19 protein-coding genes are annotated in these 21690 nt (G+C 49.9%); 5 read left to right on the forward strand and 14 right to left on the reverse strand.

All coding sequences use genetic code 11. The annotated features are described in order from the left end of the window. Positions 1-78: 78 nt before the first annotated feature. From mdtL to yieF, 4 genes are all read left to right on the forward strand, one after another. Complete coding sequence (gene mdtL, locus C3D30_RS15635; protein WP_000085976.1) at positions 79-1254, forward strand: multidrug efflux MFS transporter MdtL; 1176 nt, start codon at positions 79-81, stop codon at positions 1252-1254. Next, complete coding sequence (gene yidZ, locus C3D30_RS15640; RefSeq protein WP_105287102.1) at positions 1229-2188, forward strand: HTH-type transcriptional regulator YidZ; 960 nt, start codon at positions 1229-1231, stop codon at positions 2186-2188. Before mdtL ends, yidZ begins: the two co-directional genes overlap by 26 nt. A gap of 156 nt (positions 2189-2344) precedes the next feature. Further along, entirely contained in the window at positions 2345-3094 is a 750-nt protein-coding gene (locus tag C3D30_RS15645; protein WP_010347267.1) for a 4'-phosphopantetheinyl transferase family protein, read from the forward strand. Positions 3095-3115: 21 nt separating this feature from the next. Next, complete coding sequence (gene yieF / locus C3D30_RS15650) at positions 3116-3682, forward strand: class I chromate reductase YieF (protein WP_105287103.1); 567 nt, start codon at positions 3116-3118, stop codon at positions 3680-3682. Positions 3683-3738: 56 nt separating this feature from the next. Here yieF and adeP read toward each other — a convergent pair whose 3' ends face one another. Further along, positions 3739-5076 (reverse strand): adenine permease AdeP, encoded by a 1338-nt coding sequence (adeP, locus tag C3D30_RS15655; RefSeq protein ID WP_010354153.1) that lies wholly within the window; start codon positions 5074-5076, stop codon positions 3739-3741. A gap of 166 nt (positions 5077-5242) precedes the next feature. On the opposite strand from adeP, the gene yieH reads away from it, so the two are divergent. After that, positions 5243-5908, forward strand: a complete 666-nt coding sequence (gene yieH, locus C3D30_RS15660; protein ID WP_000078046.1) for a 6-phosphogluconate phosphatase — start codon at positions 5243-5245, stop codon at positions 5906-5908. Between the two features lie 69 nt (positions 5909-5977). Here yieH and phoU read toward each other — a convergent pair whose 3' ends face one another. The 13 genes from phoU to atpD form a co-directional block, all read right to left on the reverse strand. After that, complete coding sequence (phoU, locus tag C3D30_RS15665) at positions 5978-6709, reverse strand: phosphate signaling complex protein PhoU (RefSeq protein WP_000377802.1); 732 nt, start codon at positions 6707-6709, stop codon at positions 5978-5980. A gap of 14 nt (positions 6710-6723) precedes the next feature. Continuing rightward, positions 6724-7497: a phosphate ABC transporter ATP-binding protein PstB gene (pstB, locus tag C3D30_RS15670; protein ID WP_000063120.1), complete on the reverse strand. Its 774-nt coding sequence runs from the start codon at positions 7495-7497 to the stop codon at positions 6724-6726. A 90-nt stretch (positions 7498-7587) separates the two neighbouring features. Then, positions 7588-8478, reverse strand: coding sequence for a phosphate ABC transporter permease PstA (gene pstA, locus C3D30_RS15675; protein WP_001251991.1), 891 nt, complete (start codon positions 8476-8478; stop codon positions 7588-7590). After that, positions 8478-9437, reverse strand: a complete 960-nt coding sequence (gene pstC, locus C3D30_RS15680; RefSeq protein WP_000741620.1) for a phosphate ABC transporter permease PstC — start codon at positions 9435-9437, stop codon at positions 8478-8480. Before pstC ends, pstA begins: the two co-directional genes overlap by 1 nt. 85 nt (positions 9438-9522) lie before the next feature. Further along, positions 9523-10563: a phosphate ABC transporter substrate-binding protein PstS gene (gene pstS, locus C3D30_RS15685; protein WP_000867164.1), complete on the reverse strand. Its 1041-nt coding sequence runs from the start codon at positions 10561-10563 to the stop codon at positions 9523-9525. A 246-nt stretch (positions 10564-10809) separates the two neighbouring features. Further along, complete coding sequence (locus tag C3D30_RS15690; RefSeq protein ID WP_016231524.1) at positions 10810-11877, reverse strand: fimbrial protein; 1068 nt, start codon at positions 11875-11877, stop codon at positions 10810-10812. Between the two features lie 10 nt (positions 11878-11887). Continuing rightward, positions 11888-14410, reverse strand: coding sequence for a long polar fimbrial usher protein LpfC-O113 (gene lpfC-O113 / locus C3D30_RS15695; protein ID WP_105287104.1), 2523 nt, complete (start codon positions 14408-14410; stop codon positions 11888-11890). Between the two features lie 24 nt (positions 14411-14434). After that, positions 14435-15166 (reverse strand): long polar fimbrial chaperone LpfB-O113, encoded by a 732-nt coding sequence (gene lpfB-O113, locus C3D30_RS15700; RefSeq protein WP_105287105.1) that lies wholly within the window; start codon positions 15164-15166, stop codon positions 14435-14437. Between the two features lie 46 nt (positions 15167-15212). Next, a complete protein-coding gene (lpfA-O113, locus tag C3D30_RS15705; RefSeq protein ID WP_000827799.1) occupies positions 15213-15785 on the reverse strand; it encodes a long polar fimbria major subunit LpfA-O113 in 573 nt (190 codons plus the stop codon). A gap of 305 nt (positions 15786-16090) precedes the next feature. Further along, positions 16091-17920 carry a glutamine--fructose-6-phosphate transaminase (isomerizing) gene (glmS, locus tag C3D30_RS15710; protein ID WP_000334113.1) on the reverse strand — a complete coding sequence of 610 codons (1830 nt, stop codon included), beginning with the start codon at positions 17918-17920 and terminating at the stop codon, positions 16091-16093. A gap of 161 nt (positions 17921-18081) precedes the next feature. Further along, positions 18082-19452, reverse strand: a complete 1371-nt coding sequence (glmU, locus tag C3D30_RS15715) for a bifunctional UDP-N-acetylglucosamine diphosphorylase/glucosamine-1-phosphate N-acetyltransferase GlmU (protein WP_000933710.1) — start codon at positions 19450-19452, stop codon at positions 18082-18084. A gap of 405 nt (positions 19453-19857) precedes the next feature. Continuing rightward, positions 19858-20277: a F0F1 ATP synthase subunit epsilon gene (locus tag C3D30_RS15720; RefSeq protein ID WP_001251965.1), complete on the reverse strand. Its 420-nt coding sequence runs from the start codon at positions 20275-20277 to the stop codon at positions 19858-19860. Positions 20278-20297: 20 nt separating this feature from the next. After that, positions 20298-21680, reverse strand: a complete 1383-nt coding sequence (atpD, locus tag C3D30_RS15725; RefSeq protein ID WP_000190506.1) for a F0F1 ATP synthase subunit beta — start codon at positions 21678-21680, stop codon at positions 20298-20300. Positions 21681-21690: the final 10 nt, after the last annotated feature.

The raw sequence follows: 21690 nt of genomic DNA on the forward strand, positions 1-21690 counted from the left end.
ATGTCCAAATGGCAACTCGCCTGATTTTCCTTCACCACGTATGCTTTGCGTCACCTTTCCGTCAGGACGCTTTAGCTCATGTCCCGTTTCTTAATTTGTAGTTTTGCCCTGGTTTTACTTTATCCCGCAGGGATTGATATGTACCTCGTTGGTTTACCGCGCATCGCCGCCGACCTCAATGCCAGCGAAGCGCAGTTGCATATTGCGTTCTCCGTTTATCTGGCGGGGATGGCGGCAGCGATGTTATTTGCCGGTAAAGTGGCCGATCGTTCAGGGAGAAAACCGGTCGCCATACCCGGCGCGGCGCTATTTATTATCGCCTCGGTGTTCTGTTCACTGGCTGAAACCAGCACGTTATTTCTTGCCGGGCGATTTCTGCAGGGGCTGGGCGCGGGCTGTTGTTACGTGGTGGCGTTCGCCATTTTGCGCGACACGCTGGATGATCGACGTCGGGCAAAAGTGCTGTCGTTACTCAACGGCATTACCTGCATCATTCCGGTGTTAGCGCCAGTGCTCGGACATCTGATTATGCTTAAATTCCCGTGGCAGAGTCTGTTCTGGGCGATGGCAATGATGGGCATCGCGGTACTGATATTGTCTTTGTTTATCTTAAAAGAAACGTGCCCTGCCGCCCCCGCAGCTTCTGACAAACCACGAGAAAATAGCGAGTCGCTGCTTAATCGGTTTTTCCTCAGCCGTGTTGTTATCACCACCCTCAGCGTTTCGGTGATCCTCACCTTCGTCAACACGTCGCCTGTATTGATGATGGAAATCATGGGTTTTGAGCGCGGAGAATACGCCACCATTATGGCGCTGACCGCAGGCGTCAGCATGACCGTATCGTTCTCCACGCCGTTTGCATTGGGAATTTTTAAGCCGCGAACGCTGATGATCACGTCACAAGTATTATTCCTGGCAGCCGGTATCACCCTTGCATTTTCGCCTTCCCATGCGGTTTCTCTGTTTGGCATCACGCTGATTTGCGCCGGTTTTTCGGTGGGCTTCGGCGTGGCAATGAGTCAGGCATTAGGCCCGTTTTCGTTGCGCGCAGGCGTGGCCAGCTCGACCTTAGGCATCGCGCAGGTTTGCGGTTCATCACTGTGGATTTGGCTGGCGGCGGTGGTCGGTGTCGGTACATGGAATATGCTGATCGGGATTCTGATTGCCTGTAGCATAGTGAGCCTGTTGCTGATTATGTTCGTCACTCCTGGACGCCCCGTTACCGCTCATGAAGAAATCCATCACCACTCTTGACCTTAATTTGCTGCTCTGCCTGCAACTACTGATGCAGGAGCGCAGCGTAACCAAAGCGGCGAAGCGGATGAACGTAACGCCTTCGGCGGTGAGCAAGTCATTGGCAAAACTTCGGGCATGGTTTGATGATCCGCTCTTTGTGAATTCACCGCTGGGTCTGACGCCTACACCGCTGATGGTCAGCATGGAACAAAATCTGGCGGAATGGATGCAAATGAGCAACCTGCTGCTGGATAAACCGCATCACGAAACGCCGCGCGGCCTGAAGTTTGAGCTGGCGGCGGAGTCGCCGCTGATGATGATCATGTTTAACGCGCTATCAAAACAGATCTACCAGCGTTACCCACAGGCGACTATTAAATTACGCAACTGGGATTACGATTCGCTGGATGCGATTACCCGTGGCGAAGTGGATATCGGCTTTTCCGGTCGTGAAAGCCATCCCCGTTCGCGGGAGCTACTAAGTTCACTGCCGTTATCCATTGATTATGAAGTGCTGTTTAGTGATGTACCCTGCGTCTGGCTACGCAAAGATCATCCGGCACTACGTGAAGCGTGGGATCTGGATACCTTTTTACGTTATCCGCATATCAGCATTTGCTGGGAACAGAGCGACACCTGGGCGCTGGACAATGTGTTACAGGAGCTAGGCCGAGAACGTACGATTGCCATGAGTCTGCCAGAATTTGAGCAGGCGCTATTTATGGCGGCGCAGCCCGACAATATGCTACTGGCAACCGCGCCGCGCTACTGTCAGTACTACAATCAGCTCCACCAACTGCCGTTGGTTGCTCTTCCTCTCCCCTTTGACGAAAGCCAGCAAAAAAAGCTGGAAGTACCGTTTACTCTGCTGTGGCACAAACGGAATAGCCATAACCCAAAGATCGTCTGGTTACGGGAAACCATAAAAAATATTTACGCCTTGATAGCATAATAAAATCGTATAAAACGCGACCATATTTCACGATGGAATGTAAAAAACATGTAATAAACTTATCCAAATCGAACTTTTCGCCTCTTTAGTCTGTCCATAGTTCCAGCAAATGATTACTCTTGTATTCATAATGGACCATTAAGCATGGAGCGAAAAATGGCGACTCACTTTGCCCGAGGGATTTTAACGGAAGGACATCTGATATCTGTTCGTCTCCCCTCCCGGTGTCATCAAGAAGCCCGAAATCTACCCCCTCATCGTCAAAGTCGTTTTCTGGCGTCCAGAGGTTTACTCGCAGAACTGATGTCTATGCTGTATGGCATAAGCGAATTACCAGAGATCGTCACCCAGGCTAAAGGAAAGCCGGTTTTCCTAGATAAAAATTTGCCATCATTTTCAATATCCTATGCCGGAAATATGGTCGGCGTGGCGTTAACAACCGAAGGTGAGTGTGGTCTCGATATGGAGCTACAGCGCGCGACACGCGGGTTTCATAGTCCCCACGCACCCGATAACCCTATTTTTTCCAGCAATGAATCGTTATGGATCAGTAAGCAGAACGATCCTAACGAAGCGCGGGCGCAACTGATCACTTTGCGCCGAAGCGTGCTAAAACTTACCGGCGATGTACTGAATGACGACCCGCGCGATCTGCAATTGCTGCCCATTGCCGGACGCCTGAAATGTGCCCATGTAAATCATGTAGAAGCGTTATGCGACGCAGAGGACGTGCTGGTGTGGTCCGTGGCGGTCACTCCAGCGATTGAGAAGCTCAGTGTCTGGGAGTTAGATGGTAAGCAAGGCTGGAAAAGTCTGCCGGATATTCACAGTCGCGCCAACAACCCCACCAGCCGGATGATGCGTTTTGCCCAGCTCTCTACCGTGAAGTCTTTTTCGCCAAATTGATAGACAACCACAGGAGTCATCATGTCTGAAAAATTGAAGGTGGTTACGTTACTGGGGAGCCTGCGCAAAGGCTCATTTAATGGCATGGTTGCACGTACACTGCCGAAAATTTCCCCTGCGGGTATGGAAGTCAATGCGTTACCTTCCATTGCCGACATTCCCCTGTATGACGCTGACGTACAGCAGGAAGAAGGTTTTCCAGCGACAGTTGAAGCTCTGGCGGAACAGATCCGTCAGGCTGACGGCGTAGTGATCGTCACGCCGGAATATAACTACTCCGTGCCGGGCGGACTGAAAAATGCCATCGACTGGCTATCTCGCCTGCCGGATCAACCGCTGGCCGGTAAACCGGTGTTGATTCAGACCAGCTCAATGGGCGTGATTGGCGGCGCGCGCTGTCAGTATCACCTGCGCCAGATTCTGGTTTTTCTCGACGCGATGGTAATGAACAAACCAGAGTTTATGGGCGGTGTGATTCAGAACAAAGTCGATCCGCAAACCGGAGAAGTGATTGATCAAGGAACACTGGATCACCTGACCGGGCAATTGACCGCATTTGGCGAGTTTATTCAGCGGGTGAAACTCTAAATAAAAAAACCCGCCAGCGGTAACTCATGGCGGGTTTTTTTAACGAGTTATCGATTTTAGTGGGCGTCGATAAACACAATCTTCAGGATAAACAGCAGCGCAACGATGATTACGCACGGACTTAGATCACGCAGACGTCCGGTGCCGATTTTCATTACGCAGTAGGAAATGAAGCCCAGCGCGATACCTTCGGTAATAGAAAAGCTGAACGGCATCATCACGGCGGTAATAAACGCCGGAACAGATTCAGTAAGATCCTGCCATTTCACGCGAGCAAGACTTGAAGTCATTAGTACGCCCACGTAGATCAGCGCGCCAGCAGCGGCATAGCCAGGCACCATTCCCGCCAACGGTGACAGGAAGATAACCAGCAGGAATAGCAGGCCGACAACCACTGCCGTCAGACCGGTACGACCGCCAACGGAAACGCCGGAAGAAGACTCAATGTACGCCGTGACGGAAGATGTACCGATAAATGAACCGGTAACAGAAGAGATACTGTCGACATACAGCGCCTGCTTCATGCGCGGAAATTTACCTTTCTCATCCGCCAGACCCGCTTTATCGGTCACGCCAATCAACGTACCGGAAGAGTCAAACAGGTTGACCAGCATGAAAGAGAAAATCACCCCTGCCAGTCCGAGGTTAAACGACCCGGCCAAATCCACATGACCCACTACCGTCATCACGCTCGGCGGTGCGGAGACAATGCCGTTGTAGTGCACATCACCCAGCATCCAGCCCAGCAGCGTCGTCACCACGATGGAAACCAGTACCGCCGCGTGAATGTTGCGCGAGGCCAGAATAGCAATGATGAAGAAGCCGAGGATACCTAGCAGCACGCTGTGAGAAGTCAGGTTACCGATGCTAACCAACGTTTCCGGGTTAGCGACAATAACACCTGCGTTTTTCAGCCCCATCATACCAATGAACAGGCCGATACCGCTGGTGATCCCCACACGCAGACTCACCGGAATGTTGGCAATCATCCAGTAGCGAACGCGGAAAATCGTCAGTAACAGCAGACCAATCGCGCCCCAGAAGATTGCGCCCATCCCGACCTGCCATGGCAAGCCCATCGCCTGCACAACGACAAAAGCGAAGAACGCATTCAGACCCATAGCGGGAGCCAGCGCGACTGGCAGGTTAGCAAACAGCCCCATCAGAATACTGCCGAACGCAGCAATCAGACAGGTGGTGACGAAGACGGCGCTGGTATCCATGCCAGCGACGCCGAGAATTTGCGGGTTAACAAAAACGATGTAAACCATCGTCAGGAAGGTGGTAAAACCAGCGATCACTTCGGTCCGTGCCGTCGTGCCATGTTCGCGCAGTTTAAACACGCGTTCCAGCATCCCCTGGCCAGAAGCCTGGGTTGTGTGTTGTTGACTCATTATCTATTTCCGAACAAGGAGGGAAAATCCGTCGCTATCGTATACCAAAATGAGACAATATGGACGGCTGAAGATAACTTTTTTTCATTGTATTTGCTTATACGGCAACGATTGCGTCACGCCAATCTGCATGACGAAAACGTTAAACTAACGATAAAGGAAAGACATGTCCCAGATAGAAGCGGTATTTTTCGACTGTGACGGTACGCTGGTCGATAGCGAGGTCATTTGCTCTCGCGCCTATGTCACAATGTTCAGGGAATTTGGCATTCACGTTGACCTGGAAGAAATTTTTACCCGTTTTAAAGGCGTAAAACTCTACGAAATCATCGACATCATTAGCAAAGAACAGGGCGTAGAAATAGTTCGTGCCGATGCCGAGCACGTTTACCGTGCGGAAGTGGCGCGTCTGTTTGATAGCGAACTGGAGGTGATTGCTGGTGCTAACGAATTGCTGGCGAGCGTTAACGTGCCGATGTGCGTCGTCTCTAACGGCCCGGTCAGCAAAATGCAACATTCGCTTGGCAAGCTCAATATGCTGCACTATTTCCCGGAAAAACTGTTCAGCGGTTACGACATCCAACGCTGGAAGCCCGATCCGGCGTTAATGTTCCATGCGGCAAAAGCGATGAATGTGAACGTTGAAAACTGCATTCTGGTCGATGACTCCAGCGCCGGTGCGCAGTCAGGAATCGATGCCGGTATGGAAGTGTTTTACTTCTGCGCTGACCCGCACAATAAGCCGATCGTTCATCCGAAAGTCACTACCTTTACCCATCTTTCGCAGTTACCGGAACTGTGGAAGGCGCGTGGTTGGGATATCACTCAGTAAATAAAGAGACCGGTGATATATCTCACCGGTCAGATTACGTACTCGCAGATTGCCGGATGCGGTATACGCTTAGCGTGACGCTTTCGGATCTTTCTCTGCCAGCAGTTTATCCAGTTCATCGCCGCCGACGTGACGGAAATCCTGCCCTTTCACGTAGTAGAAGATGTATTCACAGATATTCTGGCAACGGTCGCCGATACGCTCGATGGAGCGCGCGCAGAACAGCGCGGTAAGTACGCTCGGAATGGTACGCGAATCTTCCATCATGTAGGTCATCAGTTGACGAACAATACCTTCGTACTCCTGATCGACTTTTTTATCTTCACGATAAATACGTACCGCTTCGTCAATGTCCATCCGCGCGAACGCGTCCAGCACGTCGTGCAGCATCTGGATTGTGTGACGCCCCAGAGACTCCAGACTTACCAGCAACGGCTGATGCTGCTGGGAGAATTTCTCCAGCGCGGTGCGGCAGATTTTATCCGCCACGTCACCAATACGCTCCAGCTCGGCAATGGTTTTACTAATTACCATCACCAGACGCAGGTCGCTCGCCGTCGGCTGGCGTTTAGCTATAATACGCACGCAGGCTTCATCGATCGCGACTTCCATCATGTTGACGTTTTTGTCGCCTTCGATCACGCGCTTCGCCAGATCGCTGTCCTGGTTGTGCATGGCGGTGATGGCATCAGTAAGCTGTTGCTCCACCATGCCGCCCATGGTCATCACCTGCGTGCGGATGCTTTCCAGTTCGGCATTGAACTGGCCAGAAATATGTTTATTAAGATTGAGACTGTCCATAACGCACTCCTGAATCAACCGTAACGACCGGTGATGTAGTCTTCTGTTTGTTTCTTCGCTGGCTTGGTGAACAGATCGTCCGTGTTGCTGAACTCAATCAATTCGCCCATATACATAAATGCCGTGTGGTCGGAACAACGCGCAGCCTGCTGCATGTTGTGGGTGACGATCACCACGGTGTAATCCTGCTTCAGTTCGGTGATCAGCTCTTCAATACGCCCGGTGGAGATAGGGTCGAGTGCCGAACACGGTTCGTCGAGCAGCAGCACTTCCGGGCGAATGGCGATACCACGTGCAATGCACAGACGCTGTTGCTGACCACCAGAGAGAGAGTAACCGCTCTGGTGCAATTTATCTTTGGTTTCGTTCCACAATGCCGCCTTGGTCAGTGCCCACTGTACGCGCTCGTCCATGTCGGCACGAGAGAGCTTCTCAAACAGACGGACACCAAAAGCGATGTTGTCGTAGATGGACATCGGGAACGGCGTCGGTTTCTGGAACACCATGCCCACTTTCGCACGAAGTAGGGCGATATCCTGAGTGTTAGTCAGGATGTTGTCGCCATCGAGCAGAATTTCACCTTCCGCACGCTGATCCGGGTACAGTTCAAACATTTTATTGAAGGTACGCAGCAGCGTCGATTTACCGCAGCCGGACGGCCCGATAAACGCCGTAACCTGGTTTTTAGCGATATCCAGGTTGATGTTTTTCAGGGCATGGAATTTGCCGTAGTAGAAGTTCAAATTACGAACCTGAATTTTACTCGGGGCAGTTTCAACCATACTCATTGCAATCTTTTCCTCATCGTGCCTGATGCACTTCGCTAATCAGGCTTACCGTAGGCCGGATAAGGCGCTCACGCCGCATCCGGCAAAGTGTTAACCGTGTTTATTCTTCGCAAAAACAACGCGCGCCAGAATGTTCAGCAGCAGGACGCACAGGGTGATGATCAATACCCCGGCCCAGGCCAGTTGCTGCCATTCCGCAAATGGGCTCATCGCAAACTTAAAGATCGTCACCGGCAGGTTGGCAATCGGCTGCATCATGTCGGTGCTCCAGAACTGGTTGGAGAGCGCGGTAAACAGCAGCGGCGCAGTTTCACCAGCAATACGGGCAATCGCCAACAGGATACCGGTCATGATCCCGGATACCGACGCTTTCAGCGTAATCGCGGAGATCATCTTCCACTTCGGCGTACCCAGCGCATAAGCCGCTTCACGCAGGCTGTCCGGCACCAGTTTCAGCATGTTCTCGGTGGTACGGATAACAATCGGCACCTGCAACAGCGCCAGGGCAATTACGCCCGCCCAGCCGGAGAAGTGCTCCATCTGCGCCACCACGATGGTGTAGACAAACAGACCAACCACAATCGACGGCGCAGAGAGCAAAATGTCGTTAATGAAGCGAATCACTTCTGCCAGCCAGGATTTACGGCCATATTCCGCCAGATAAATCCCCGCCATGATGCCCAGCGGCGTACCGAATACCGTGGCCCACAAAATTAACAGACCGCTACCCGCCAGGGCGTTCGCCAGACCACCGCCTTCGGTATTTGGCGGCGGCGTCATTTCGGTGAACAGCGCCAGCGACATACCGTCGATACCGCGAGTGATGGTGGACATTAAAATCCAGATCAGCCAGAACAGGCCGAAGGCCATCGTCGCCATTGAGAGCGTCAGCGCAATACGGTTTTTGAGGCGGCGACGCGCCTGCATTTTGCGGCGGGATTCCGCCAGCGCCGCAGTGGTTTGCATTTCAACCATAGCCATTAGCGTGCCCCCTCATTCTTAGCCAAGCGCATAATCATAAACTTCGATGCGGCCAGTACGATGAAGGTAATTACAAACAGGATCAGGCCGAGTTCCATCAGTGCGGCAACGTGCAGGCCAGATTCAGCTTCCGCAAATTCGTTGGCCAGCGCGGACGTAATACTGTTACCTGGCATGTACAGCGAGGCGCTGTCGAGCTGGTAGGTGTTACCGATAATAAAGGTCACCGCCATGGTTTCACCGAGCGCACGCCCCAGCCCCAGCATGATGCCGCCGATAACCCCATTTTTGGTGAACGGAAGAACGATACGCCAGATAACTTCCCAGGTGGTGCAGCCAATACCGTAGGCCGACTCTTTCATCATCACCGGAGTTTGCTCGAACACATCGCGCATTACCGCCGCAATGTACGGAATAATCATGATGGCGAGGATCACGCCTGCCGCGAGGATACCGATACCAAATGCCGGGCCAGAGAACAGCGCGCCAACAATCGGGATATTCGACATGATATTGCCGACCGGCTCCTGGAAGTAAACGGCGAACAGCGGCGCAAAGATAAACAGGCCCCACATGCCGTAAACGATACTTGGAATGGCTGCCAGCAGCTCAATGGCGATCCCCAGCGGGCGTTTCAGCCAGCCTGGCGCAAGCTCGGTCAGGAACAGGGCGATACCGAAACTCACCGGAACGGCGATCAGCAGCGCGATAAACGAGGTCACCAGCGTACCGTAGATCGGCACCAGCGCCCCGTAAATATCGTTCGGTGCATCCCACTCTTTGGTCCACAGGAAAGCCAGACCAAATTTTTGAATGCTCGGCCAGGAGGAGATGATCAGAGAGACAATAATGCCACCCAACATCAATAGCACAATCAGCGCCGCCAGTTTTACCAGCACGCTGAAAATTATGTCGCCCTTTTTACCCGGTGGGTTAAAAGCAGGCTTGGTTGCAGCCATAAGTTACTCTTCAGTTAAACGCGTTTACAAAGTCATTTTGTAATGCCGGATACGACGTAAAGACCTTATCCGGCATGGTGTTTTATTAGTACAGCGGCTTACCGCTACTGTCTTTAATATTGGTCTTCCACGCAGCGCGAACCTGTTCTACAACGCTCTCCGGCAGGCTGGCGTAATCCAGGTCATTAGCCTGTTTAGCCCCGGTTTTGTATGCCCAGTCGAAGAACTTCAGCACTTCTACACCCTGCTCAGGTTTCTTCTGATCTTTGTGAATCAGTATGAACGTGGTAGAGGTGATCGGCCATGCATCTTCGCCTTTCTGGTTGGTCAGATCCTGAGCGAAGGTTTTGCTCCAGTCTGCGCCTTTTGCTGCATTGGCAAAGTTTTCTTCGGTCGGACTAACCGGTTTACCATCAGCGGAGATCAGTTTGGTGTACGCCAGGTTATTCTGCTTAGCGTAAGCATATTCAACGTAACCAATGGCACCCGGCAGACGCTGAACGAACGCGGCGATACCGTCGTTACCTTTACCGCCCAGACCGATCGGCCATTTTACGGTAGAGCCAGTACCAACGTTGTTTTTCCACTCTTCGTTCACTTTCGCCAGGTAGCTGGTGAAGACGAAGGAAGTACCGGAGCCATCTGCGCGGCGCACTACGGCAATGTTCTGTGAAGGCAGTTTCAGACCCGGATTGAGTTTAGCGATGGCTTCGTCATCCCACTTTTTGATTTTGCCCAGGTAGATGTCACCGAGAGTTTTACCATCCAGCACCAGTTCACCAGATTTCAGACCCGGCAGGTTAACCGCCAGCACCACGCCGCCAATCACGGTCGGGAACTGGAAAAGACCTTCCTGAGCCAGTTTTTCGTCAGACAGCGGCGCGTCAGAAGCACCGAAATCAACGGTGTTAGCGATAATCTGTTTTACGCCACCGGAAGAACCGATACCCTGGTAGTTAACTTTATTACCGGTTTCTTTTTGGTAAGTGTCAGCCCATTTGGCATACACCGGCGCAGGGAAGGTTGCACCTGCACCTGTCAGGCTTGCTTCTGCAAACACAGAGAAAGCACTCATCGATAAGGTCGCGGCGACAACAGTTGCGACGGTGGTACGCATAACTTTCATAATGTCTCCTGGGAGGATTCATAAAGCATTGTTTGTTGGCTACGAGAAGCAAAATAGGACAAACAGGTGACAGTTATATGTAAGGTTTATGACAGTTTTATGACAAATCAGAATTATTATTTAAACATTTGATTTATTTGAATAAAAAAAGAAAAGCGATGTCATCGTTTTGTCATGTCGAATGAAAATATGCAGGCAAAAATACGTAAAATGACAACGGTGTGAGGAGCACCGCTGTCAGTTCGGTTAGCGAACAATCTCAATTGTTATGGTTGCAGTCGCGGTAAATGTTCCTGGCGCAGGGCGAGCTCCAGTGAGGCTTGCAGGTGCGGCAGAAAAAGTGACGTTGCCAGCTTTCTCGCCATAGACGGTTGTTTTGCCCATATCTGTCGACAATTCGCCTCCGTTTACTTTGATTTCCTTATTATTTTTATCGTAGATTTTTACCCCCACGTTGGGGTTTGACGTTACAACCATTGAGTTATCGGTACTGGATTCTGTAGCATAAAATGATGTGGTGATATCGTCTGTATTCAGTAATCCTAAGTTTTCACACTCAATAGTGACGGTTTTAGTAATTTTATGCGTTGTTACCGCATTCCCGGCAACAGATGAAAAATCTGCGGCGGGTATTTCTTTAAAATCAAAATAAATCGGCTGTAAATTATTAATCTCGCAGGTTTGTGCCGCAGTTATATCGCCACGAATGTAAACGTCTGCCAGCGGTTGAGAATAATCAACCGGAGTATCACGACTTATAGTTCCATACAACGTAGATATATGTGTTTCAGGAATAATTAACTTTCCTGCAAATGTTTTTTTAATGTAAAAATAAATTTGAGCTTTAGCACCACTGGAAATATTTAAAGGAGCTGCGCGACCACAATCATAATAAGAAGATGGTTTATTAGCTTTATATTCAAATGGCGCATTAACCATTCCTACACCGAGAATATCTATCGCAATCCCCACATCGAGATTGGGATTAAGATTATAATAATTCAAATTTGAATGAACACCAGAGAAACTTAACGCATTATTAATTATGGCAGTATAGTAAATATAGGAAAACCGACCTATAGATCCTGTATCACAATGACAGCGCCCCGGGTAAGAAGCCCCATTAGTCACTGTGGTATTGAATAACGTCCCAACCTTATTCTGGTTTGCTGTAATAAGGTAGCCTGAAAAATCAAGCGTACTATGAAAAGCACCATTGTCTGGGGTGCAGATACCTTTAGGAGCAGCTAAAGTTGTGCCACTAAAAGAGATAATAAGAACAGCTAGCCACCATCGTATAATATTCTTGTTCATAAAAATCCTTTTAATGACATGTCACGTCTTGCTCAATTAATCCACTTTCACTTGCAGGTAATGAGAGTGTGTAATCGAAGGTACATTTTGTGGTCGCATTTTCGCCCCAGGATAATGTTACTTGCCCCTTTTCAGGAAGTCCCGAGAGATAAAGCTCGCCATGCTCCCCCACAATCCCTGAGTTTGCAGAGGACGTACTTTGTACTGAAGCCATCGCACCAAATGGTGCTGGCTTACCGTTTACATTCATGACTCTGAATAAAACACGGTAACCCACATGCGTAACAAACTCTGCTTTAACCACCGCGCCACGCGTCGGAATCATCGTCACGACGGTATTATCAAGCTCGATATTTGCTTTCGAGAAATAGTTATCACTGATTGCCACTCGGTTTTCATCATACGGATTTAGTTGTGTCTTGACCGTGTAGCCACGCCAGTCCGTTGCGGCACCGCGCATATTATCAATTTCCAGCCCGGCTGCGCCTGGTGCTTTAACCAGAGCGATGGTTTCACCTAACTCCTGACTTAACGTTACCCCTTCGCTGTGCGCCAGAATACCGCCCTTAATGCCGTAATTGAGTCGCTGGGAATTTTGGCTGTAATTATAACTGCCGTTCAGTGAACCGTAGGTGCCGTCATAAGACAGCGACATATTACCGCCAACTTCATCATCGTGGCTGTTATAAGTCTGCATTAAATTCCAGGACAGATTATTTTTTTCCAGGGCTGTTCCGCTTATCCCTACTTGATGTGAACTACCGGAATTATCATTTTGTGAAACGGAATACGTGGCGTAGCTATTTCCCCACCAGCCAGATAAAGGCACAGATAAAGAGAGCATGTAGATCTGCTCACTGCTGTTATCACTGGCATAATTATTACTCGTCCCCTGACGAGCGGTATTGGAATAACTCCAGGATATATTCCACGAGAGACGCTTCCAGCTACTGCTGTAGCCAAATTGCATTAATCGTTCAACATCATCGGTATGCCAGTACTGCTGACGACTTAGTGTCAGGTATACGTTGCCGTAATCTCTTCCCAGCGACTGCGTTAGCGTTCCTTCCACACGACTGCGGCGGTTACCTGTTTGCCAGAAATCGTCAGGACTGTTGCTCCGTGACGCCCATTCGTTGAGGGTATAGTAGCCTTCGGTGGAATAACGATAGCCAACCAGACGTAAACTGGTGTCCGTATCATCAAAACGTTTCGAATACAGAAAGCGATAGGACTGTCCGGTTTCCGTATCAGCATGACTAAATTTTGCACGCGCATGAGTCACATCGAACGAGATAGCGCCCAAAGAACCAAGATCTTTACCCATCCCCAACGCTGCTGAACCATAATTCTCGGCAGCCTGTAAACCACCATATAACGTAAACCCGTGCGGCAGGCCATGAAGGATCTGCGCCTGGATGACATCTGGCGCAAATCCATCTTCATCACGTAATTCACCCACACTGATATCGACATCCGTTTGACCTTCACGCTTAAGGATTGCCAAAGTGGCGTAAGGTTGGGTGAATCGTTGTTCGCTACCATCTTCTTCCTTGATAGTTACGTCCAAATCTCCCCCCGAACTGGCAGTGTTCAGGTCGGTAATTTCAAAGGCACCTTGTGGAACGGCAGACTGGTAAATCACATAACCACTTTGACGAATGATGACCGTGGCGTTGGACTTGGCAATGCCACGTACCACAGGGGCAAACCCATTCTGGCTGGCAGGCAACATATCGTTATCGGTATAAAGACGTGCGCCACGGATTTGCGTACTGTCGAAAATATCGCTCGCCGTCCAGGTATCGCCGATCATAATCTGGCTTCGTAACGCGGCAATATTACGTTGTATCCAGGTGCTTATAGAGTTGTAATCCGCACGACCATCGGTTGTGTTTAAGGTACTGTAATTGCGTAATCGCCACGGCCCAATATTCAGTCCGTTGCGCAGGTTGAGATAACTGGTATTCGTCTCCTGAGAACCATAATCCGAACGCAGGGTATGTGAACCGGAAAAATCGTAGTTGATGGTGAGTGCATTAATTCCCTCATCCCAACGCGTAGGGCTTATGTAATCGTAGGCCATCGCGTCCATGTAGATTTGGGGAATGGAGATATTCAGTTGCAGTTTATCGCTGTCCAGTTGCCAGGATGAGCCTTCAATGCGTGGCTCAGGATCAATACAGACCGTTTCATCCACATCATTGAGCGATTTCAGTGCATCAACTTTTACGCCAAAGGAGGTCAGCGTTTTTTTAATAGCGACAAAGCAGGCGTGTAAATCAGCATCGGGATTATCCTGAACAAATGTCACATCCTGACGTTCAAACATTTTACCGTTGATAAAAATATCAACGCTATAAACGCCGGGAGGCATCATATTTGCCCGGTTAAACTGACGAATGTCGACCCCGGATTGATGGTCGATTTCCAGTAGCGCCGGATTAAATACGCTGACCTGGGCCATCAGACTATGTGAGAATATCAGACACGTCCCTGCCATCAGGCCAACCGCTATTCTGGTCGTAACCATAATACGCCTATCCTTATGCCATGCTTACAGCGCGTTTTTTAGCGGTTCGCTTATCGCGCCATAATCATTTATGAATCGCCAGGTCATTTGGTTACCCGCAGAATTGGCAGGCAACGGTAAAGAGAGCGTTTCGAAAGGACGGATCATGTTGAGAGGCACATCATGGCCATCAACAATGACATCCATCACACTGATATGAATCGGGTTTGGATTTTCAGCAATCAGATTTTTTCCTTCACGACGCCACTTAACCTTAGGTGCTGCATCTTCAGGAATAAGGCTAATAGTTGCTGGTCGCCAGAACAGCTTGATACGCGTTTTAACAGCAATTTCCAATGAGTTCGCTGCTTTATTGGTTGCTGCAGGCGGAATATTTTTGATATTCAGCCAGAAGACGGATTCACGGTCGTCGGGTAATGACATTCCCTTCATGTGAAGAATACGTAATACTTTTTCTTGTCCGGGTTCAAGTCGGGATACAGGAGGTATAACAGTAAAGGGCGCTTTACTTTTATCATCTTTATTAAACGGATCCACCCATGACTGGATGAGATAAGGGATCTTTTCTTCCTTGCTGAATACAGAAATAGATTTATCTGCATTATTACTTATGTAAACAACCCGCGTACCGCCAATGACAACGCCTGCATAGGTTAATGCTGGCTGGTCTAAAAAAAGGCTTAATATAATCGCGATAAATAATTTGTACCAAAGGGTTGTTTTAAAGAGCCTGATTAAACAACTTTTTCTGGACATAATAACTCCCTGGCCAAAGCCAACTGAATAAAAAGGCTCTGATAAATTATTTCTTATATTCGATAGTAAATTGTGAATCGGCGTTCGCTGTACCCGCCGTTACGACTGCATTTGTTGCAACATAGCGTGCAATAAATTTCATTTCCGCAGCGCCGTTACCATCGATAGTGGTATAAGCTGAGTCGTTATAAAGTTTGACCTGAGAGTTGTCAGCCTGGTTAAAGATACGGATACCAACACCAGTGGCCACAATCGCTGCCCCGGTGCCGGTATAATCACCCGGATCGGCAGCTGTAGTCGGAGTACCCACTTTCAGATCGCCATCGCCGCCAGGTGCTTCTGTACCATCAAAACGAACCGCAGCCTGCGTGTACGTTGCCGGACATTTCTCCAGTTTAATACTAAACTGCTGTGGCGATGCCATGCTGCCTACACCCGAAAATGCATTTTTACTGACTTTTCCAAGAGGAACGGTTTGATCCGCTGTATCGGAGGTAACTTCACAACTACTGTCAACAATTTCACCAACAAAGTGAACAACACCATCCTCTGCGAGCGCATGTCCGGCCAGCATTAAAGATGCCAGCGTGAATGCACCACCAATAATATTACGTTTCATAAAAACTCCATTGATATAATATATCCTTCAACCCGAACCATACACTTATATTAATAAGTGTATTTATGATTCGCACACATATTACATCAATGACACAGGTTTAGCTAAATTAATATTTATAAATCAATCTGAGAATATAAATTTATTATATAAATATTATTAAAATAATAGTAAATCAAGTTCGTAAGCGGACATTGGTAAAAATTCGGAATATATTTATTTAGTTATCTAAATGGAAAGTTTATTGAAAATAAATATGAAAAAGGGCCACCCACTGGCAGCCCTTGCTTACTTAACAGTTAGTATTACTCAACCGTAACCGATTTCGCCAGGTTACGCGGCTGGTCAACATCAGTGCCTTTGATCAGTGCGACATGGTACGCCAGCAGTTGCAGCGGAACGGTGTAGAAGATTGGTGCAATCACCTCTTCCACATGCGGCATCTCGATGATGTGCATGTTGTCGCTGCTCACAAAACCAGCGTCCTGATCGGCAAAAACGTACAACTGACCGCCACGCGCGCGAACTTCTTCAATGTTGGATTTCAGTTTTTCCAACAGTTCGTTGTTTGGCGCAACGACGATAACCGGCATATCTGCATCAATCAGCGCCAGCGGACCGTGTTTCAGTTCACCCGCAGCGTAGGCTTCAGCATGAATATAGGAGATCTCTTTCAGCTTCAATGCGCCTTCCAGCGCGATGGGGTACTGATCGCCACGGCCCAGGAACAGCGCGTGATGTTTGTCAGAGAAATCTTCTGCCAGGGCTTCAATGCGTTTGTCCTGAGACAGCATCTGCTCAATACGGCTCGGCAGCGCCTGCAGACCATGCACGATGTCATGTTCAATGGAAGCATCCAGACCTTTCAGGCGAGACAGTTTGGCCACCAGCATCAACAGCACAGTTAACTGAGTGGTAAATGCTTTGGTAGATGCCACGCCAATTTCAGTACCGGCATTGGTCATCAGCGCCAGATCGGATTCACGCACCAGAGAAGAGCCAGGAACGTTACAGATCGCCAGCGAACCAAGGTAACCCAGCTCTTTTGACAGACGCAGGCCAGCCAGAGTATCTGCCGTTTCACCAGACTGCGACAGAGTGATCATCAGACTGTTACGACGCACGGCTGATTTGCGATAGCGGAATTCAGAGGCGATTTCGACGTCGCACGGAATGCCTGCCAGCGATTCAAACCAGTAGCGGGAAACCATACCTGAGTTGTAAGAAGTGCCACAGGCGAGGATCTGAATATGCTCAACCTTCGACAGCAGTTCATCAGCATTCGGGCCCAGCTCGCTTAGATCAACCTGACCGTGGCTGATACGTCCGGCGAGAGTGTTTTTGATGGCGTTTGGCTGTTCGTAGATCTCTTTCTGCATGTAGTGGCGGTAAATACCTTTATCGCCTGCGTCATATTGCAGATTGGATTCGATATCCTGACGTTTTACTTCCGCGCCAGATTTATCGAAGATGTTTACCGAACGGCGAGTGATTTCCGCAATATCGCCCTCTTCAAGGAAGATAAAGCGACGAGTCACTGGCAACAGCGCCAGCTGGTCAGAAGCGATAAAGTTTTCGCCCATACCGAGGCCAATCACCAGCGGGCTACCGGAACGTGCCGCCAGCAAAGTATCCGGGTTGCGGGTGTCCATGATCACCGTACCGTACGCGCCACGCAGTTGCGGGATAGCACGCAGAACGGCCTCACGCAGGGTGCCGCCCTGTTTCAGTTCCCAGTTAACCAGGTGAGCAATAACTTCGGTGTCAGTTTCAGAAACAAAGGTATAGCCACGCGCTTTTAACGCTTCGCGCAGCGGCTCATGGTTTTCGATGATGCCGTTATGCACCACCACAATGTGTTCAGAAACATGCGGATGCGCATTCGCTTCAGAAGGTTCGCCGTGGGTTGCCCAGCGAGTGTGAGCAATACCGGTGCCGCCATGCAGAGGATGTTCTTCCGCTGCCTGAGCCAGCATCTGGACTTTACCGAGACGACGTAAGCGGGTCATATTTCCGTTTGCGTCGACAACAGCCAGACCGGCAGAGTCATAACCACGGTATTCCAGACGACGTAAACCTTCGAGAAGGATTTCAGCTACATCACGTTGCGCGATCGCGCCAACAATTCCACACATAGTTTTTAATTCCGATTGATATCGTTGTCGGTCAACCTGTATGCCCGATTTTTCGGGCGCCCCGAGCCTTGTAGAGAGTGGGGTTATTTTTATAGTTACTGCTTGTGGGCGGGAGATTATGTTATCTCCTCATCCCTGATGGCCGGATTACTCAGCCAGAATTACTTTTTCTTAACCGGACGACGCCAGCCTTCTTTTTGTGCCTGCGGCACACGGCTGATTGCCAGGGCATTTTCACCAACATTGCGCGTTACAGTAGTACCCGCAGCAATGGTCGCGCCTTTACCAACCGTTACCGGTGCAACAAGTTGGGTGTCAGAACCGACAAATACATCGTCGCCAATAATGGTTTTAAATTTATTCGCACCGTCGTAGTTGCAGGTAATGGTTCCCGCGCCGATGTTAACGTTATCGCCGATTTCCGCATCGCCCAGGTAAGTCAGATGACCGGCTTTCGAGCCTTTACCCAAACGCGCTTTTTTCATCTCAACGAAGTTACCGACGTGTGCGCCTTCCAGCAGCTCTGCACCGGGGCGCAGACGGGCAAACGGGCCAATGGTACAGGCCGCAGCCAGATTCGCGTCTTCCACCACGGTATATGGGCTGATTTCGCAATCATCACCAATCACGCTGTTTTTAATCACGCAACCAGTGCCAATTTTCACGCGATTGCCGAGAGTAACATTACCCTCGATGATAACGTTAGTATCAATTTCAACATCGCGCCCGTGAGTAAGTGTACCGCGCAGATCAAAACGCGCCGGATCGCGCAGCATAACTCCCGCCAGCAGCAGTTTTTCTGCCTGTTCGGACTGATAAACGCGCTCCAGACGGGAGAGTTGCAGACGATTATTTACACCTTCAACTTCGCTTAAACGCTGCGGATGTACAGCGACAATTTCACGCCCTTCCTGATACGCCAGCGCAATAATATCGGTAATGTAGTACTCGCCCTGTGCATTATTATTGGTCAGCTTCGCCAGCCAGCGTTTCATATCTGCACCGTTGGCGATCAGAATACCGGTGTTGATCTCCTGGATTTGACGCTGCTCGTCGGTAGCATCTTTATGCTCAACAATGCCGGTAACTTTGCCATTCTCACGGGTAATGCGGCCATAACCGGTCGGGTCATCCAGTTTCACTGTCAGCAGACCAATGCCACCCTGCGGTTTTGCATCACGCAGGCGCTGGAGTGTTTCGACCGAGATCAGCGGTACATCGCCGTAGAGCATTAAAATGTCTTCATCATCGGCAAAGAAAGGTGCGGCCTGCTGCATTGCATGACCAGTACCCAACTGCTCAGCCTGAAGCACCCAGTTCAGATTGTCATCTTTCAACGACTGTTTAAGCAGATCGCCGCCGTGACCGTAAACCAGGTGAACGTGCGCTGCGCCTAATTCATTCGCAGCATCAATGACATGCTGAACCATCGCTTTCCCGGCAAGGGTATGCAGCACTTTTGGAATATCGGAATACATGCGAGTGCCTTTGCCTGCTGCAAGGATCACTACGCTCATAGCATTATTCAACATACGCGTCCTGACTGTGATTTGAGAACGAATTTAAACCGCTTCACCTTGAAAAAACTACATTTTTTTCATCGTGAAATGGACAGAGGATAAATTGTGCAATAAAGGATTATCCCTACTGACGAAAACACCATTTTCGACCATTGGCGCGCCTTTTGTCTGCATAAAAGTAAGGTAGCACCTTCATTTAAGTGTCTACATGATGTTTTTGCTCTTATTTCGATCAATGAATAAACGAGAAAACCAGCAAAGAATTTCGCTGGTTTATATAAAAAGTGTTAATCGCGGAACATGAATGATCACAGCACAAATCCTGCTGTACTACTATCCAGATGAAAATATGCGCGGCGCACGCAATAAAAAAGCCAGCCTGTTTCCAGACTGGCTTTCGTGCTTTTCAAGCCGGTGTTACATCGCTTTTTTGGTCAACTCGATAACGCGCAGCTGCGCGATCGCTTTGGCCAGTTCCGCAGACGCCTGAGCGTAATCTACGTCGCCGTGAGAGCTGCTAATGTGCTCTTCAGCCTTACGTTTCGCTTCCATGGCTCGCGCTTCGTCGAGATCCTGGCCGCGAATTGCGGTGTCGGCCAGAACGGTCACGTTGCCAGGCTGCACTTCAAGAATGCCGCCAGACAGATAGATAAACTCTTCGTGACCGTGCTGTTTCACGATGCGAATCATACCAGGCTTAATGGCGGTGAGCAGCGGTGCGTGCCCTGGGTAGATCCCCAGTTCACCTTCGCTACCCGTTACCTGGATTTTCTCGACCAGACCAGAGAACATTTGTTGCTCTGCGCTGACGACGTCCAGGTGGTAAGTCATTGCCATATCACCCTCCGATTAAGGCGTTAAAGTTTTTTGGCTTTTTCCACTGCTTCTTCGATGGAACCGACCATGTAGAACGCCTGCTCCGGCAGGTGATCGTATTCGCCTTCCATGATGCCTTTAAAGCCACGGATGGTGTCTTTCAGGGAGACGTATTTACCCGGAGAACCGGTGAATACTTCTGCCACGAAGAACGGCTGGGACAGGAAACGCTGGATCTTACGAGCGCGCGCTACCACCAGTTTGTCTTCTTCAGACAGTTCATCCATACCCAGGATGGCGATGATGTCTTTCAGTTCCTGATAACGTTGCAGGATGGACTGAACGCCACGAGCGGTGTCGTAGTGTTCCTGACCAACCACCAGCGGGTCCAGCTGACGGCTGGTGGAGTCCAGCGGGTCAACTGCCGGGTAGATACCCAGAGACGCGATCTGACGGCTCAGTACCACGGTTGCGTCAAGGTGCGCAAAGGTGGTTGCCGGAGACGGGTCAGTCAAGTCATCCGCAGGTACGTATACCGCCTGTACAGAGGTGATAGAACCGGTTTTGGTGGAGGTGATACGTTCCTGCAGAACGCCCATCTCTTCCGCCAGAGTTGGCTGATAACCTACCGCTGAAGGCATACGACCCAGCAGTGCGGATACTTCCGTACCGGCCAGGGTGTAACGATAGATGTTGTCAACGAACAGCAGTACGTCACGACCTTCGTCACGGAATTTCTCAGCCATGGTCAGACCGGTCAGAGCAACGCGCAGACGGTTTCCCGGCGGCTCGTTCATCTGGCCATACACCAGGGATACTTTGTCGATAACGTTGGAGTCGGTCATTTCGTGGTAGAAGTCGTTACCCTCACGAGTACGTTCACCTACGCCCGCAAACACAGAGTAACCGGAGTGCTCGATCGCGATGTTACGAATCAGCTCCATCATGTTTACGGTTTTACCTACACCCGCACCACCGAACAGACCAACTTTACCGCCCTTAGCGAACGGACACATCAGGTCGATAACTTTGATACCGGTTTCCAGCAGTTCCTGAGAGTTTGACAGCTCTTCGTAGGAAGGTGCTGCGCGGTGAATCGCCCAACGCTCTTCTTCACCGATCTCGCCTTTCATGTCGACCGGTTCACCCAGTACGTTCATGATACGGCCCAGAGTCGCTTTACCTACCGGGACTTCGATCGGGTGTTCGAGGTCTTTTACATCCAGACCGCGACGCAGACCGTCGGAAGAACCCATTGCGATGGTACGCACGATACCGCCGCCGAGCTGCTGCTGAACTTCCAGCACCAGACGCTCATTACCATTTTGCACCTCAAGAGCATCGTACACGCGCGGTACGGCATCCTGAGGGAATTCGACGTCAACTACGGCGCCGATTACCTGGACAATCTTTCCAGTAGCCATCTTAAATCCT

Source organism: Escherichia sp. MOD1-EC5433 (genome assembly GCF_002966005.1).
GTDB lineage: Bacteria > Pseudomonadota > Gammaproteobacteria > Enterobacterales > Enterobacteriaceae > Escherichia > Escherichia ruysiae.

Coding starts and splice junctions, on each gene's coding strand:
- mdtL (WP_000085976.1), top strand. CDS start 79: ATGTCCCGTTTCTTAATTTGTAGTTTTGCCCTGGTTTTACTTTATCCC.
- yidZ (WP_105287102.1), top strand. CDS start 1,229: ATGAAGAAATCCATCACCACTCTTGACCTTAATTTGCTGCTCTGCCTG.
- C3D30_RS15645 (WP_010347267.1), top strand. CDS start 2,345: ATGGCGACTCACTTTGCCCGAGGGATTTTAACGGAAGGACATCTGATA.
- yieF (WP_105287103.1), top strand. CDS start 3,116: ATGTCTGAAAAATTGAAGGTGGTTACGTTACTGGGGAGCCTGCGCAAA.
- adeP (WP_010354153.1), bottom strand. CDS start 5,076: ATGAGTCAACAACACACAACCCAGGCTTCTGGCCAGGGGATGCTGGAA.
- yieH (WP_000078046.1), top strand. CDS start 5,243: ATGTCCCAGATAGAAGCGGTATTTTTCGACTGTGACGGTACGCTGGTC.
- phoU (WP_000377802.1), bottom strand. CDS start 6,709: ATGGACAGTCTCAATCTTAATAAACATATTTCTGGCCAGTTCAATGCC.
- pstB (WP_000063120.1), bottom strand. CDS start 7,497: ATGAGTATGGTTGAAACTGCCCCGAGTAAAATTCAGGTTCGTAATTTG.
- pstA (WP_001251991.1), bottom strand. CDS start 8,478: ATGGCTATGGTTGAAATGCAAACCACTGCGGCGCTGGCGGAATCCCGC.
- pstC (WP_000741620.1), bottom strand. CDS start 9,437: ATGGCTGCAACCAAGCCTGCTTTTAACCCACCGGGTAAAAAGGGCGAC.
- pstS (WP_000867164.1), bottom strand. CDS start 10,563: ATGAAAGTTATGCGTACCACCGTCGCAACTGTTGTCGCCGCGACCTTA.
- C3D30_RS15690 (WP_016231524.1), bottom strand. CDS start 11,877: ATGAACAAGAATATTATACGATGGTGGCTAGCTGTTCTTATTATCTCT.
- lpfC-O113 (WP_105287104.1), bottom strand. CDS start 14,410: ATGGTTACGACCAGAATAGCGGTTGGCCTGATGGCAGGGACGTGTCTG.
- lpfB-O113 (WP_105287105.1), bottom strand. CDS start 15,166: ATGTCCAGAAAAAGTTGTTTAATCAGGCTCTTTAAAACAACCCTTTGG.
- lpfA-O113 (WP_000827799.1), bottom strand. CDS start 15,785: ATGAAACGTAATATTATTGGTGGTGCATTCACGCTGGCATCTTTAATG.
- glmS (WP_000334113.1), bottom strand. CDS start 17,920: ATGTGTGGAATTGTTGGCGCGATCGCGCAACGTGATGTAGCTGAAATC.
- glmU (WP_000933710.1), bottom strand. CDS start 19,452: ATGTTGAATAATGCTATGAGCGTAGTGATCCTTGCAGCAGGCAAAGGC.
- C3D30_RS15720 (WP_001251965.1), bottom strand. CDS start 20,277: ATGGCAATGACTTACCACCTGGACGTCGTCAGCGCAGAGCAACAAATG.
- atpD (WP_000190506.1), bottom strand. CDS start 21,680: ATGGCTACTGGAAAGATTGTCCAGGTAATCGGCGCCGTAGTTGACGTC.